The organism is Niallia sp. FSL W8-1348, from assembly GCF_038006745.1.
In the GTDB taxonomy this organism is placed as follows: Bacteria; Bacillota; Bacilli; order Bacillales; family Cytobacillaceae; genus Niallia; species Niallia alba.
Genome location: NZ_JBBOVV010000001.1, coordinates 3,848,834 through 3,860,853, shown reverse-complemented (window position 1 = coordinate 3,860,853; position 12,020 = coordinate 3,848,834). Strand labels below are relative to the sequence as shown.

The following is a 12,020-nucleotide window of genomic DNA, read 5'->3' as shown; positions in this document are numbered from 1 at the left end:
TTCTACAAATTCTCCATACGACTAGCTAATAAATCAATGTATCTATTCATATATTCATAACTCATTTTTTCTAATTTCTTTGGAGGTAATCCAAGAATAGCTTCACAACTACGGACATAAATTCTTGCTGTGCCGTTTGTTTTTGTTCCTGGGAATATATCGCATAATGGTGTATCTAATTGTTCTTTAGTAACCCATAGGCTTCTATCTTCGCTCATGATACCCTTCCTTTCTGCGGATAAGTTTCGAACTTCGTATAAAAACTAGATAGAATAATAATCAGTAATCCATACACCTTCTCCACGAGTTTCGTTTTCGGCAGATTTGATGCACGCTTCAACAGTCGAAGCTTCGACTGTAAAAGAACCTTTATTTCCAGTTACGTCTTCCCAGTGAAATCTCATTGTTTCCACTATCCCACTCCTCATACATTGTTTATTTTGTATTATGCGATAACAGTTGCACTATCCAATATGTGTTTACCAACATCGGGAAGCACGCAGTTTCTTAATACTTGTCTTTTGTTTGGCAACTTATAACCAGATAAATCATACCCATACGCTTCTTGTAATTGTGGTATCTGTGCTTCTCTTAATTTAGGCCTTACAAATTCAGCCTTTTCAATTTTGAAATTACACCAAAATTTATGTCTATCTAATTCAACATTTGATTCAATTAGTGGATTATAATAAGGGTTCACATTCTCGACTACCCATTTTCCTTTAAAGTTGTATTGTAGGAATATAATTTCTTGATACAATTTCATATCTGGATAAACAGCTTCAACACCCCTAAATCTTACTCCAATGTTTTGCCTAAAACTGCTATGTGTTTGACAAGGTGGACTCGCCCAAATGAAATCAAATTCATTAAAATGTTCTTTTAGGTACTCATGAGCATCACCAATAATTACTTTGTCTTTCGGAAAAAGGTCTTGATATACAGCAGCTATATTAGGATCTAGTTCAACTGCGGTAACTTGGTGTTCATCTCCCCATAACTTGCGATTTCCACCAATACCACAATATAAATTTAATATCTTCATTTCTCCACTCCTTCCGTACAATAGTTATCTACTCCCTATTAGCCGACTCATTTTCTTTAAAGCATTCTATAGAGCAAAACCCCTCCGATACAGGAATCAATCCACAGCCACACCATGCACAAGGCATATATTCTTCTGTTGTTTCTTCCACGATTAACACCTCACATTCTATGTTTCTTTTCTTGATGTCTGAATCCCAAATACACAATCAAAAATATAGATACTTGACCGACCCAAAAACCAATTAGAAAACTCATATTATGCCTTCTTTGGTCTCTTACGTTTAATTCTTAAAGGTGGTTCGCCAGAGCCTTTACAATGCTGACAAACCTTTTTCCCAATCATCCCATGTCCATTGCACATCAAGCAAACTGTCATATCAAACAGGCTTGTTATGCTCATTTTAGTACCCTGTATTTTGTCGTTCGTGGTTCATTTTGATTCCTCCTAATCTATAAATACGGTGTCTGCTGTTACCTGTTCATTGCTTGTTATTTTTACAACTGACTTATCAGACGGCTTTAATTTAAAGGTATCTACCTCATAATCATTGATTATTGAAACACTACTCACATAGCCACTTTTATAAGTGAGAAACTCACCATCCCAGTACCAATGATTAGTTAAGTTCGGGGAATATCTGCTGTAATAGCTAATTTCAGAAGGATTAATTGTTTTTAATAAAGCCTTTCTTCCAACGTAATCTATCTTTTTGCTAAAGTTAGGATAAGCTTCAATGAAGTTCTCATACACTTCCGGCAATACTTCTTGCAAGTGAGCTAAAAACAAAGGTACTTTTTCTTTTTGATAACTAGTTATTTCTCCGCCCATCATTGCTTGTGGACGATAAGAGCAGATGCGATATATCAAATCGCTATTGAATTTCTCTAATTCTATATACGAATTGCTATTACTAAACAAAGCAAATTCTCCAACTACGTATTTTTCATTTTCGTTTTTGGTTATTCTGATAAACGGATATGGGAAAACGACAACATCATCGATAACTCCTAATTTTTGTGGTGGATAACTTAATTTGTTGTATTGTTCTTGATCTTGCCATTGCTTTTTAAATTGACTATACTTCTTTGCTCTGCTTGTATATCCTCTGAATGTATTCACAGATCCGAATTTACACCCTGAACTTAACGGAGCTCTTACATTTAGGCATTGTCCGTTTTTAAAAAAGGAACAATTTTCGTGTTTATCACAAGAAATAACACTTGCTTCAATCGGAGTTTCTTTTCCTCCAAATATGCTTTTACCTCCGTATAAACCAACATTGATTACTTCCAATTCTGTCCCTCCTAATATTTGATTCTCTCCCTCCTGAAGGAAGGAGAGTGAAGCTATTACTTATGCAGCACCATCTTGATCTTCATTTTCTTTGGATTGTTCACTTTCTTCTGTTTCTTGTTCTTTTTCCTCGGTTTCTGTTACTGACTCTTCATTCTTTGGTTCATTTTCTTCCGTTTTTGTTTCACCTTGGCTTTCTTTCCATTCCCACCAAGCTTCAGCAAGTGGAGCTACTTCTTTTCGATAATCGTCTATTAAGTCTGCAACTGTACCAGAACTGATTTCTAATTCACTGGCTAATTTACTGAAAGATTCACCTTCTGTTTTTCGTTTAACAATATCAGCGAAGTTTTCAGGATAATTTTCTAATTGCGGAGCAAGACCAGCTGCAATAAATGCATCGATATGTTCACGATCGATTTCCTTTTTCTCTTCTTTGGTCTCGATTTTCTCTTCTGGTAAATCTAAGTCGGCTTCTAATTGCTCGAATGTTGGCTTTACTTCCTCAACCACACCATTGTTATTTACTTTGTACTCAGTCAAAGGACGATTAGTCTGAGCGTTTAAAGTAACGTTATAATTAACAACCATTGATTCAATTTGAATTTCTGCCTTTTCATCAATCATTTCCGCTAATTTGTCTAAGTGTCCTTTTAAAGCAGAATCACTCACTTCCAATACGATTTCTTTCACGCCTTTTGGCTTAAGGTTAATCTTCTTTACTAAAGCTTTGAAATCTACATATGACATGTTAATTCGCTCCTTTTAATTGGTTATATTTATTTTCAAGCTCCTCATATGTAAGTTCATACAGCTGTCTTCCATCAGGAGTTTTGAAATATCCTAGATTAATAAGTTTTGCTTTTAATTCGTCTTTTTCTTGCTCTAAGTTCATTCCTATTGACCTTCCACTTTTCTTAATTTGGCTATCCAGCAACTACTATGTGTGTTTTGGACAAAGATTTTTCTGTTGTAACTATCTCGGTCAAATACTTTTCCATCTTTCTTAATCTCAGTAAGGGGATAAGTAATCTCATAACCTCGACTTACTAGATCATTAATTGCTTGTACAGCTTCATATTTCCGCTGTCTTCTGATGATAACTGGGTTCATGAGTCTTCACTTCCGATACAGTTACTTCGATTCTAGGAGTCTGCGAATACCATTTGCTAACGTGTAAATCCACTACTTGGCTATCATCATTCCAAATGATTTGCTTAAGAGCATCCTTGATACCTTTCACATAGTTATCAACATCTGGTTTTGTGACTGGACGTAATTCTCCACTTTCAGCAGCTGCAGTCTTCTTTTTGCTAAAACTCTTTAAAGTAGGTTTGTATACCTTAACTTCCAGTAATAACGGACCTTCTAAAAGAGCAGGTGGTCTATATTCAGCAGCAACTAATTTCACATATTGCTTAAAGTCCTTTGATTTCTTAGGATCATAGGCTCTTGTGAAGCCGCCATGATTACTAAAACGTGGTCTTTCTTGCGCTACTGGTTCTCCAAAAACTGTGAATGATATCAAATTTCCCACTCCTTATAACTCCATGGTATTTGGCTTGCAATTTTCAAATAATTTTCTCTTAATCCATAAGGAATTCTCTTACTTCGATCTTGGTTATAATACGTTTCTTCTTCGATGGATTTATGGTGATGGACACACAATGGAACGAGCGCCCAAGTACTGCTTGCATCTTGATTGCAATTTGGATAACAGCACTTCATTTTTTCTTCCTCCTATTCACTTGTTTTAATTTCTTACATTTCGCTAGATGAATGACCGCCAGCATGATTTCATCTGGATCACGATTCATCATTTTGGCGATTGGCTCTATATCTCGGAAATCATTGAATTGTTTAGAAATCTCTTTTAAGTCACTTTCATAAAACTCAAAGTTACAATCTTCGAGAACTGTTATTTTTCTGTCACTTCTTGCCCTTCCGTCTGGCTTATAGTTATGCGGTGATGTTCGATTCTTCTTAGCTGCCAACTGCGCTCATTTCCTTCTTAAATGCTTTGATTCGCTCTTTGAGTGCATCTAAATCAGCATTGAACTCTTTTTCTGTTATAGGCGGGCAATTAGGACAAGGTTTATAGCGAATGCCGTATGCTTCAAACTCATGAACAACTCTCTTTCCGTTACATAGATTACACATTGTCTAAGCCTACCAATCTATGATTTAACTTCTTACGATCACCTTTGATAACAACTGTATAATCCTTGCTCATTTCGAAAATTCTTGTTCCTAGAGCTTCGTCAATATCGCAAAGTTCATCCACTGTTTTTTCAGAAGAAATCATAATCGGCTTATGATTGATGTATCTGTAATTAATAACCGCAAACATTTGTTCAATCTGAAAGTTTGTAGGAAAGTCGCGACCTTTGAACAAATCATCTATAAACAACACATCAACACGTTTCATTTTCGTTAGCTTCTCTTCCAATCGGTCAAAGTTGTCTTTAAGATCGTTAAAACCTTCAACGAATGGGAAGTACAATACACTCACTTGTTTCTTCATGATTAGGTTGTTAGCTAATGCGATAAGAAGATGTGTTTTCCCCGAACCTGGTTGTCCAAGAAGGGATATACTGTTTACACGATTAGTCTTAATGCCTTCATAGTTTTTAAAGTAAGCAATAGCACAACGGTAGGCATCATGGATAACACTGTCTTTACCATCTAAGGTAAAGCTAGAAAAATTGATTTTCCGAAACTCTTCTGTTATCTCACTGAATTTAAGAAGGTGGTTAGAACGTTTCTTTTTGGCACATGTACAATCTTTCATAGTTAGATAGAATTTAAGTTCACCATTGGGCCATTTTCTTTGGATCCCTTCATCATCTAAATCTGGAATGTCCTCTAGGTAAAATCCTTTGTCTTCACATTTAGAGCAATTGTATTTAATCTCGTTTTCCGAGCCATCCGACTTGGTTTCCTGTGATCGATTCGCTACTCTTTTTTGGAGCTCTTCCATTACCTGAGCGATACTTCTTGCTTCTGCCATTTTTCTCACCGCCATTCAATTTGGAATAGTACTTATCAAGAATGAAACCAACACAGTAATTTAAGCTGTTGATTTTATCTCTAGAGTGTTTAGGTTCATAAGTATTAAATCTCTCTTCAAGCCATAAAATAGCATCATTGATATTAACACCTGATTCTAAAATTTCATCAGCAGCTTGATCATCTTTTGGAGAATGGTCAAATCCATATCCTCTTAGCGAAATGAATTTTTGAAGAAGTGTCTTTTTAGCAAGCAGCAAAGATTCTTCTTCTGCTTCTGCTTCTTCTTCTCTTTCTTTTTCTTCTTCTTTTTCTTCTTCTACTTCTTCTTCTACTTCTTCTTCTTCCCCATAGTCTATGGATAGGGTATCTATACCGTATCCATACTGTTTACAAAGACCGATAAATTCCCTTACAAATTGCTTATTCTTTATAGTTCCTAACTCTTTTTTAATGCACGCTATAACTTTTGGACTTTTCACAGCGTTGTATTTAATCCAATTTGTTATAAAGAGTTCTTTCGTAGAATCGTCAAATTTTATTTTTCCGTATTCGATAAAACGATTTAACAATTTATCAACCGTTTCTCGGTTATAACCTGTCTCTGTCTCTATAATTCTTTTAGGTAATTCATAAATGCCGCATTGAGAAGTTTTGCTATTAGTCATAAGGTAAATGTAAAAGTACTTCTCTTCTGGAGTTAGATCTAGTACAAATCCATCTTGCCAAAACTCTACATGTACTTGTCTGTACTTAGCCATTACTTATCACTCCTCATAAATAACTCTTTTGATGAAACGAATTACATCAGCTGCACACTTTTTAGGATTCTGATAAATTTCACTACCTGAAAATCTAATGATTCTATATCCTTCCATTTGCAAGTCTCTATCTCTTGTTTTATCAGCTATAGCCTGTTCCTTCGTTTTTTCGTGGTACTCATGTCCGTCACACTCGATTATGATGGATGTGTATTTAGCAGAACCGAAAAATGGGAGTGTGTTTATTAATAAATCAGCACGATATCTTTTATCTTCAATCCATATTGTTGATTGAGGAATAATCTCGTGGTACAAATCATGATTCTCCATCAATTCCTCAATTTGCTTTTGTAACTCCGTTGCTAACAAGTACTCAATTGGAGTGTCACAATCTCTAATTAACTTCATTTCTTCTTCTAATATTCCAGCTGCTTTTTTGTACGCTGCATCTTTTACAGACACTGGCATATTTTTGAGATCAATCATCATGTTTTCTAGCATTTCTTCAAACTGTGATTTTTGTATTTCTTCTTCAAAAAAATTTTTATTCACTCAAATCCTACCTCCTATAACAAATCGCCATTCCATTTGATACTTTCTTAACTCAATAACCGGGATAGCACTTTTGTATATATTGCAAAATAAGTTGTTTAAGATGTTCCGTATCTTTTGCTTCCTTCCAAATCCACTCTGGCAAGACAACATGAGTAGGAACATCTTGGTCATACATAAAGCAGCGATCCTATTTCCATGGTGTCTGATAGTTTTTTTACTGACCTACAATAATCACATTTGCCACAACCGATAGGCTTCTCCTTACCATGTTTCACCTGTATAAATCGTTCCATCTTCATTTCTGCATATTCATACTCGAATGAAAATCTCGATTCGTCAAAATGTAAAACAGCTTTATTAGGTGGATTTTCTTTTGTGACAGCCACGATATAAGGATTGTATGAAACACCTATGTTTTGCTCGATTATCTTCCTGTAAATAGCCACTTGAAGGACATAATCCCAAGCTTCGACAAATGATACCCAGCCTTCGTATTTATCGCTCCAGTACCTTTTATGAAGGTCCTGTGTAGTCTTTAAATCCGAGAAAGTATTTCTACTATGATTAATGGAATCCACTTTGATTTTCCAAGGAGAACCGTATAGTTCCCCTGTGAAAATCACTTCTTTCTCACCTTCCATTGCAAACATAGCGAATGGATCCTGTTTTACTGCATATATCATAGAATTAGCTGTTTCAAAGTCTGAATACATGCCACCACGCGACTTATAAATAGCACCATTATTTTGTTCTATAAACTCTTTAAAGGCTTCTTCACTTTCGAATGCTGCATGTACATAAGAACCGACAATCAAAGCATTTGAAGAAGGTTGTTTATACTCACCATTTAGTTTTGCGAATGCTTTTGCCTCACACTCTACAAAGCTTTTAAACTGGGAAACTGACATATAATCTCGATCAGCTTCAATCGAATGATAATTCTCCTTGTTCAATTGGAGCAGCTTCTTTTCCATCTACCTTGTCAGCTCCCTTCTCTTCTTTGAAAGACTCGGCCAGCGTGCTGCCCTTTTCATTGTTCTCTTTTTTATTTGTTGGTGCTTTATCGAACCATTCCTCCACTTTGCTCATTCCATCTTTAATGGAGTTATATATCTTTCCTAGATCGTTTAAATCTCTTTCAGTAAAAGCTGATACGTTATATCCAAATCTCGATTCGATTTGCTCTTGGGTAACTCTGTGTTTTTCCTTAAACATACTTAAAGCAGCGTTTAATCTTTCTTTAAATGGCTTAGTATTATTTCCTTGCATAGTTCTATTGCATTCCTCAACTGCCTTATCAACAATGTCACCAGGGATTATGCTCAAGACACAAGCGCGGACTCTTCTCGCACCTTGATTGGCAACTAATTCATAAATATCGCGTGGATCATCTAACTTTTGAATTTTCCCTTTAGCTTTTCTAGAATGAGGAACAGTGAAAATCTTTTCCTGTCTTACATTTGTTTCTAAATCCCATGCATAAGCCATTGCTACAGATTCACCGTTACGTTGTTCGAGTTCTTTTACACCAAACGATAAATTGCCCCAGTTTTGAGCTAAAACCTCAGCTAGACGAATAGATGGACCTTCAACCTTACTTCCTCCACGTGGATAGCTATAGACTGCTTGCTCTGCTAATGCTGGTCTTTTACAGTTATCTAAAATCCGTTTTTCTGCATCAAACACATTTCTAGGAAACTGTTTGGCCATAAATATTTGACCTTTTACTTCCTCCATTTCTCTGCTGCTTGAAGACTGCGCTAATACTCCTGGTTGTTGTTGCTGGTTATATTGCAAAGACAATTCGCTCATTTATTCTTCCTCCTTTTAATCAAACCAAATTTCCACTTTAAATTTTTTATCAGCATCGATTACGCTACTGCCACCGAAAAACGAATATCCATTGTCGCAGATCATGGCTAGTTCTAATTCTGAAACTTCTACATCATCCTTTAACTTCCCATAGTAAACATGAGTGCCATAACCACTGTTTTTGGAATAATCCTCACAAAAATTATTCAATCTAATGTCGTACATGCTTTTAACTCCAAAACGTTTAAGTAAAGACTCTTTTACTTTTGGATAATCATTTACTCCTTTTTCTGTATCCCAGATACTATCTAAACGCATTTATTCTTCCTCCTTCAATTCTTCATCCATTTTTTCGTATATTTCTGTAAGGCTTTGATAAATACGACTACCTTCCAATAACTCTCTATGTTCTTCTAGGAAGTTATAAAGTGCTACTAATGCTGGAGTTTCAGGACTCCAAATTGTTTTATTCTGATAATAAATATCCTTAGAGTGGAAAAACGGCATTTGCTAACCTCCCCTTGATTTTTAAAAAAATATGTCTTATCATGTACTTAACTATTTGTTTGAAAGTCGCTTGACTCGTGCGCCAACACGGGTCTTTTATTTTGGGATTTTTCTTGTCGTCCCTGTAAATCTATGAACTAATGAAACTTGATCACCAGCATTCTTATATATCAACCAGTTATCAGGATTTAACCAGTAACTTTTAATGTGTATCTTTTGCTTTTTAGTCGGGTTCTTACCTTGTTTCATAGCTCGTCCTCCACTTCTGCTTTCTTATTTTCAAAGCCTAGAACCTTAATCAAGTAATCTTCTAAGCTATCATCTTTAATAACTTCACCGTTATGGATCCAAATGTTTTCGCCAACCAAAACCACATTTCCATAAACATCCTTACAAGCAACTTTCTTTAGTTTTTCTTCCTGCGGCTCGATATCTTTTGATGGATAACCAGTGGCATTTATCCGAGTTATCATAGGATGTTCAATCATGTAACTCCTCCCCTTCTTCCAACCATGAAATCTTCAACGTAACACTAAGCAACAAGTCGATAACACTCACTTGAAAACCTCTATCTTTGTAATAGTTCACTAGTGATTTAGTTAATTTAAAATCATTCCATAAAGGATCACTGGGAACAGGTGTGATGTAACTGAAATGACCATCATTAGCTTTGCTTTTGATAATTTCATTTGTTCTATTAATAAATTGTTCTAAGTTCGCCACAGCTACTTTATGTCGATTAGCTGTAGATTTCTTTCTCATTTCTGCTGCATTCATTTCACTCATTCCCTTCCATCATTTCGCCTACTGTGATTACTTCTCTTGGACTTGTGGAGAACTCTACACCTTCAAGCTTTGTATGTAGATCACCGTCAAATATTGCGTTGATAACTTCTTGGCTCACTATGCTCACCTCCTTAAAATATGATTTAAACCGTTAGACAATTTCTGCATGAAGTGTAAAAAGAGTACCGACTTTTGTCGGTGTAGTTTCGTACTGTTCGGATTAAACTGCTTCAACTGATTCAATAGTAATTAAACTACGTGCCATTACCATTTTTCTTGATACAACTTGGATTGCTTTTTCTTTTGCGTTTTCTTCATCTGTAGACCAAACTGTTTCACTTCCGTTGTAATTAAAATCCATTCCATTTGCTTTCCAAATTACTCTAAAGTCTCTATATTCCATGATTTTTACTCCTTCACAGTTGTTATCTACTCCTCCCCCTCCACAACTTCATAACCTAAAATCATTAGACTCAATTCCATACCAAACTTTATGTTTTCATCTTGCTGTTCAGCTAAGTGCTCAATAAATCTTTGCTGTTGCTCAGGTGTTAATTCTGTTAATGCTTTTCCAGTTGAACTTACTGCTTTTAATTTCATTACTTCACACCCATTTCATAATATTTACGACTCTTTTCCCTAGCCCACTCTGCCTTTTTAAGATGACCTTTCAATGTCATTTCAAATGCGAAGTTTAGTAGCATTTCTGATTTTTGATAGTTGCTCACGATCATCATCTCCTTTTAAATTAATGGTCTCCATGTCTTCACCCATGAAATGGCTTCTTCATAATCCAACTTGCGTAAATCACGATAGGTCGGTACTCCGAACGCATCTCTAAAGTTTCTGTGGATGCATGGGAACAATTTCTTTAGGTCTAATCCATTCGGATTGGCTGTTTCGAATACTTTGTACACTCGCTTTTTAATCTGCTTCTGTAAGGCATTCTGTTCGAATGAATCGATTCTTACGTTGTCTTCCAGCTTGGCTAGTCTGCCATCATACTCGACTAGCTTTTCTTCGTGTTCTAAAGTTAGTTTTAAGGCTTCCACACGTTGTTCACGATCTGTAAGTACTTTGGGTTTTCTTAGTTCTTCTTCCATTGCGTTAAATGCTTGAATGTATTTTTCTTTGTATTCAGCAGCTTTTGCACCTGTGTAACCAAACACTAGAAATGCTAATCCATCACGTTTAATTAAGTATTTTTTATATGTTCTATTTCTTTCATCTGTGTAATTGATCTCCGCAAAATTGTGGAGATTAAATTCTTCGCTACATTCCAAATTTCTAATATCTCTTAGCACAGCATCGTGTCGTTTCCCAAACACTTCTGCTACTGTCAAACTATCTGTGAATACTTGATTGTCATTTACGAAAACTAATTGGCTCATTTTGTTTCTCCTTCCAAATTTGTCTATTTCCTTTCACTTCCATTTGGTACAATAGTCTTGTCTCCCCAGACAGACTTGGTACGAAAGGAGGTGAATATATATGTCTATAAAAATCAAAATGAATAATAATTTTGAAAAGGAACTTAAAAAGAAAGCTATGAAAATTGCTGAAGACAAACTCCGTAACTCAGGAGTAAATCTCGAATGTCCTCATTGTAAGGAAACAATTACTATGAAACTTGGGATTAATAATTGTCCTAACTGTAAAAAGACCATTGATTTAAAAAATTAATCATTAAGAGATACTGATATTGAAACATCTTTGCTAGCCAGTTCATCTACCAATGAATTGGCTTTTTCTAAATGAAAAATCAATGAATCAACCTTTTCCTTCACTTCGTCTAGTGAAGAGTAATCAACATTAATTTTTATCTCTTTCATTTTTCTCACCTCCATTTCTCCTTCTCCTGTATTGACGTTGCAACCGTCTATTCTGCTATTAGTATTTTCATTAACCGTCATTGGCTCGGTTCACAGCGCTTTGGATTGTATAGATTTGCGTCTGTCCACGCTTTTTTTATTTGTTACCATTCGTCCATAATTTCTTTCATTACTTGCTTTGATTCTTCATAGAACCAAAATCTTTTACCTTTTTCTTTGCGTCTCTCCAGCAACCTCATTCTCGGATCCTGGAGAAACTCATTTTCTAAGAATGATTTACTCATACAAGTTCGTTTGGACATCTGATCTAAATCCCAAGTAAATAAAGCTTCTCGCAATGTTTCTTCTAATTTTTGATTGATATAAGCTTTGACTTCTGATTGGTTAACATTTACTTTTACTTCAGCAATGTTCAAA

Annotated in this window: 29 protein-coding genes; 1 reads left to right on the top strand and 28 read right to left on the bottom strand. The window is 35.5% G+C overall.

What is annotated here, in order from left to right; translation table 11 throughout:
* Positions 1-2: 2 nt before the first annotated feature.
* The 26 genes from NST60_RS18320 to NST60_RS18195 form a co-directional block, all read right to left on the bottom strand.
* Entirely contained in the window at positions 3-218 is a 216-nt protein-coding gene (locus NST60_RS18320; RefSeq protein ID WP_224428427.1) for a hypothetical protein, read from the bottom strand.
* A 45-nt stretch (positions 219-263) separates the two neighbouring features.
* A complete protein-coding gene (locus tag NST60_RS18315; RefSeq protein ID WP_224428428.1) occupies positions 264-413 on the bottom strand; it encodes a hypothetical protein in 150 nt (49 codons plus the stop codon).
* Positions 414-445: 32 nt separating this feature from the next.
* Complete coding sequence (locus tag NST60_RS18310; RefSeq protein WP_341099716.1) at positions 446-1,045, bottom strand: DNA cytosine methyltransferase; 600 nt, start codon at positions 1,043-1,045, stop codon at positions 446-448.
* A gap of 447 nt (positions 1,046-1,492) precedes the next feature.
* Positions 1,493-2,341, bottom strand: coding sequence for a hypothetical protein (locus NST60_RS18305; RefSeq protein WP_341099714.1), 849 nt, complete (start codon positions 2,339-2,341; stop codon positions 1,493-1,495).
* Between the two features lie 60 nt (positions 2,342-2,401).
* On the bottom strand, positions 2,402-3,091 hold the full coding sequence (locus NST60_RS18300; RefSeq protein ID WP_341099712.1) for a helix-turn-helix domain-containing protein: 690 nt from the start codon (positions 3,089-3,091) through the stop codon (positions 2,402-2,404).
* Position 3,092: 1 nt separating this feature from the next.
* Positions 3,093-3,236: a Fur-regulated basic protein FbpA gene (locus NST60_RS18295; protein ID WP_341099711.1), complete on the bottom strand. Its 144-nt coding sequence runs from the start codon at positions 3,234-3,236 to the stop codon at positions 3,093-3,095.
* A 2-nt stretch (positions 3,237-3,238) separates the two neighbouring features.
* Positions 3,239-3,454, bottom strand: a complete 216-nt coding sequence (locus NST60_RS18290; RefSeq protein WP_144581605.1) for a hypothetical protein — start codon at positions 3,452-3,454, stop codon at positions 3,239-3,241.
* Entirely contained in the window at positions 3,417-3,869 is a 453-nt protein-coding gene (locus NST60_RS18285) for a RusA family crossover junction endodeoxyribonuclease (protein WP_341099705.1), read from the bottom strand. The genes NST60_RS18290 and NST60_RS18285 overlap by 38 nt, the downstream gene beginning before the upstream one ends.
* Positions 3,866-4,069 carry a hypothetical protein gene (locus tag NST60_RS18280; RefSeq protein WP_341099703.1) on the bottom strand — a complete coding sequence of 68 codons (204 nt, stop codon included), beginning with the start codon at positions 4,067-4,069 and terminating at the stop codon, positions 3,866-3,868. Before NST60_RS18280 ends, NST60_RS18285 begins: the two co-directional genes overlap by 4 nt.
* Complete coding sequence (locus NST60_RS18275; RefSeq protein WP_341099701.1) at positions 4,066-4,335, bottom strand: hypothetical protein; 270 nt, start codon at positions 4,333-4,335, stop codon at positions 4,066-4,068. Before NST60_RS18275 ends, NST60_RS18280 begins: the two co-directional genes overlap by 4 nt.
* Positions 4,325-4,501: a hypothetical protein gene (locus NST60_RS18270; RefSeq protein ID WP_341099700.1), complete on the bottom strand. Its 177-nt coding sequence runs from the start codon at positions 4,499-4,501 to the stop codon at positions 4,325-4,327. The genes NST60_RS18275 and NST60_RS18270 overlap by 11 nt, the downstream gene beginning before the upstream one ends.
* The gene (locus tag NST60_RS18265) at positions 4,494-5,351 is read right to left on the bottom strand and encodes an ATP-binding protein (RefSeq protein ID WP_341099699.1); all 858 of its coding nucleotides are present in this window, start codon (positions 5,349-5,351) and stop codon (positions 4,494-4,496) included. Before NST60_RS18265 ends, NST60_RS18270 begins: the two co-directional genes overlap by 8 nt.
* Complete coding sequence (locus tag NST60_RS18260) at positions 5,248-6,111, bottom strand: hypothetical protein (RefSeq protein WP_341099698.1); 864 nt, start codon at positions 6,109-6,111, stop codon at positions 5,248-5,250. Before NST60_RS18260 ends, NST60_RS18265 begins: the two co-directional genes overlap by 104 nt.
* Positions 6,112-6,117: 6 nt before the next feature.
* Entirely contained in the window at positions 6,118-6,663 is a 546-nt protein-coding gene (locus NST60_RS18255; protein ID WP_341099697.1) for an endonuclease domain-containing protein, read from the bottom strand.
* A 170-nt stretch (positions 6,664-6,833) separates the two neighbouring features.
* Positions 6,834-7,619: a PD-(D/E)XK nuclease-like domain-containing protein gene (locus NST60_RS18250; RefSeq protein WP_341099695.1), complete on the bottom strand. Its 786-nt coding sequence runs from the start codon at positions 7,617-7,619 to the stop codon at positions 6,834-6,836.
* Entirely contained in the window at positions 7,591-8,478 is an 888-nt protein-coding gene (locus tag NST60_RS18245) for a hypothetical protein (RefSeq protein ID WP_341099694.1), read from the bottom strand. The genes NST60_RS18250 and NST60_RS18245 overlap by 29 nt, the downstream gene beginning before the upstream one ends.
* A 15-nt stretch (positions 8,479-8,493) precedes the next feature.
* Positions 8,494-8,796, bottom strand: coding sequence for a hypothetical protein (locus NST60_RS18240; RefSeq protein ID WP_341099693.1), 303 nt, complete (start codon positions 8,794-8,796; stop codon positions 8,494-8,496).
* Positions 8,797-8,985: a hypothetical protein gene (locus tag NST60_RS18235; RefSeq protein WP_341099692.1), complete on the bottom strand. Its 189-nt coding sequence runs from the start codon at positions 8,983-8,985 to the stop codon at positions 8,797-8,799.
* A 96-nt stretch (positions 8,986-9,081) separates the two neighbouring features.
* Positions 9,082-9,234, bottom strand: a complete 153-nt coding sequence (locus NST60_RS18230) for a DUF6906 family protein (protein WP_341099691.1) — start codon at positions 9,232-9,234, stop codon at positions 9,082-9,084.
* A complete protein-coding gene (locus tag NST60_RS18225; RefSeq protein ID WP_341099689.1) occupies positions 9,231-9,473 on the bottom strand; it encodes a YqaI family protein in 243 nt (80 codons plus the stop codon). The genes NST60_RS18230 and NST60_RS18225 overlap by 4 nt, the downstream gene beginning before the upstream one ends.
* Positions 9,466-9,762, bottom strand: coding sequence for a hypothetical protein (locus tag NST60_RS18220; protein ID WP_341099688.1), 297 nt, complete (start codon positions 9,760-9,762; stop codon positions 9,466-9,468). The genes NST60_RS18225 and NST60_RS18220 overlap by 8 nt, the downstream gene beginning before the upstream one ends.
* 1 nt (position 9,763) lies before the next feature.
* Entirely contained in the window at positions 9,764-9,889 is a 126-nt protein-coding gene (locus NST60_RS18215; protein ID WP_341099687.1) for a hypothetical protein, read from the bottom strand.
* Positions 9,890-9,991: 102 nt separating this feature from the next.
* Entirely contained in the window at positions 9,992-10,174 is a 183-nt protein-coding gene (locus tag NST60_RS18210; RefSeq protein WP_341099686.1) for a hypothetical protein, read from the bottom strand.
* Between the two features lie 26 nt (positions 10,175-10,200).
* On the bottom strand, positions 10,201-10,371 hold the full coding sequence (locus tag NST60_RS18205) for a hypothetical protein (RefSeq protein WP_341099685.1): 171 nt from the start codon (positions 10,369-10,371) through the stop codon (positions 10,201-10,203).
* Positions 10,371-10,499, bottom strand: a complete 129-nt coding sequence (locus tag NST60_RS18200; protein ID WP_263479797.1) for a hypothetical protein — start codon at positions 10,497-10,499, stop codon at positions 10,371-10,373. The genes NST60_RS18205 and NST60_RS18200 overlap by 1 nt, the downstream gene beginning before the upstream one ends.
* Before the next feature lie 15 nt (positions 10,500-10,514).
* Positions 10,515-11,162 carry a Rha family transcriptional regulator gene (locus NST60_RS18195; protein WP_341099684.1) on the bottom strand — a complete coding sequence of 216 codons (648 nt, stop codon included), beginning with the start codon at positions 11,160-11,162 and terminating at the stop codon, positions 10,515-10,517.
* 100 nt (positions 11,163-11,262) lie between these two features.
* On the opposite strand from NST60_RS18195, the gene NST60_RS18190 reads away from it, so the two are divergent.
* Positions 11,263-11,454, top strand: coding sequence for a hypothetical protein (locus NST60_RS18190; protein WP_341099682.1), 192 nt, complete (start codon positions 11,263-11,265; stop codon positions 11,452-11,454).
* Here NST60_RS18190 and NST60_RS18185 read toward each other — a convergent pair.
* Both NST60_RS18185 and NST60_RS18180 read right to left on the bottom strand, forming a co-directional pair.
* Positions 11,451-11,618 (bottom strand): hypothetical protein, encoded by a 168-nt coding sequence (locus NST60_RS18185; protein WP_341099681.1) that lies wholly within the window; start codon positions 11,616-11,618, stop codon positions 11,451-11,453. The genes NST60_RS18190 and NST60_RS18185 overlap by 4 nt on opposite strands.
* 128 nt (positions 11,619-11,746) lie before the next feature.
* Entirely contained in the window at positions 11,747-12,019 is a 273-nt protein-coding gene (locus tag NST60_RS18180) for a hypothetical protein (RefSeq protein ID WP_341099679.1), read from the bottom strand.
* Position 12,020 lies beyond the last annotated feature (1 nt).

Bases quoted from the DNA above. Each gene is read 5' to 3' on its own strand.
- NST60_RS18295 (WP_341099711.1), bottom strand. From the start codon at position 3,236: ATGAACTTAGAGCAAGAAAAAGACGAATTAAAAGCAAAACTTATTAAT.
- NST60_RS18280 (WP_341099703.1), bottom strand. From the start codon at position 4,069: ATGAAGTGCTGTTATCCAAATTGCAATCAAGATGCAAGCAGTACTTGG.
- NST60_RS18195 (WP_341099684.1), bottom strand. From the start codon at position 11,162: ATGAGCCAATTAGTTTTCGTAAATGACAATCAAGTATTCACAGATAGT.
- NST60_RS18240 (WP_341099693.1), bottom strand. From the start codon at position 8,796: ATGCGTTTAGATAGTATCTGGGATACAGAAAAAGGAGTAAATGATTAT.
- NST60_RS18320 (WP_224428427.1), bottom strand. From the start codon at position 218: ATGAGCGAAGATAGAAGCCTATGGGTTACTAAAGAACAATTAGATACA.
- NST60_RS18185 (WP_341099681.1), bottom strand. From the start codon at position 11,618: ATGGAGGTGAGAAAAATGAAAGAGATAAAAATTAATGTTGATTACTCT.
- NST60_RS18245 (WP_341099694.1), bottom strand. From the start codon at position 8,478: ATGAGCGAATTGTCTTTGCAATATAACCAGCAACAACAACCAGGAGTA.
- NST60_RS18265 (WP_341099699.1), bottom strand. From the start codon at position 5,351: ATGGCAGAAGCAAGAAGTATCGCTCAGGTAATGGAAGAGCTCCAAAAA.
- NST60_RS18220 (WP_341099688.1), bottom strand. From the start codon at position 9,762: ATGAATGCAGCAGAAATGAGAAAGAAATCTACAGCTAATCGACATAAA.
- NST60_RS18235 (WP_341099692.1), bottom strand. From the start codon at position 8,985: ATGCCGTTTTTCCACTCTAAGGATATTTATTATCAGAATAAAACAATT.
- NST60_RS18225 (WP_341099689.1), bottom strand. From the start codon at position 9,473: ATGATTGAACATCCTATGATAACTCGGATAAATGCCACTGGTTATCCA.
- NST60_RS18290 (WP_144581605.1), bottom strand. From the start codon at position 3,454: ATGAACCCAGTTATCATCAGAAGACAGCGGAAATATGAAGCTGTACAA.
- NST60_RS18210 (WP_341099686.1), bottom strand. From the start codon at position 10,174: ATGGAATATAGAGACTTTAGAGTAATTTGGAAAGCAAATGGAATGGAT.
- NST60_RS18205 (WP_341099685.1), bottom strand. From the start codon at position 10,371: ATGAAATTAAAAGCAGTAAGTTCAACTGGAAAAGCATTAACAGAATTA.
- NST60_RS18300 (WP_341099712.1), bottom strand. From the start codon at position 3,091: ATGTCATATGTAGATTTCAAAGCTTTAGTAAAGAAGATTAACCTTAAG.
- NST60_RS18310 (WP_341099716.1), bottom strand. From the start codon at position 1,045: ATGAAGATATTAAATTTATATTGTGGTATTGGTGGAAATCGCAAGTTA.
- NST60_RS18270 (WP_341099700.1), bottom strand. From the start codon at position 4,501: ATGTGTAATCTATGTAACGGAAAGAGAGTTGTTCATGAGTTTGAAGCA.
- NST60_RS18190 (WP_341099682.1), top strand. From the start codon at position 11,263: ATGTCTATAAAAATCAAAATGAATAATAATTTTGAAAAGGAACTTAAA.
- NST60_RS18260 (WP_341099698.1), bottom strand. From the start codon at position 6,111: ATGGCTAAGTACAGACAAGTACATGTAGAGTTTTGGCAAGATGGATTT.
- NST60_RS18230 (WP_341099691.1), bottom strand. From the start codon at position 9,234: ATGAAACAAGGTAAGAACCCGACTAAAAAGCAAAAGATACACATTAAA.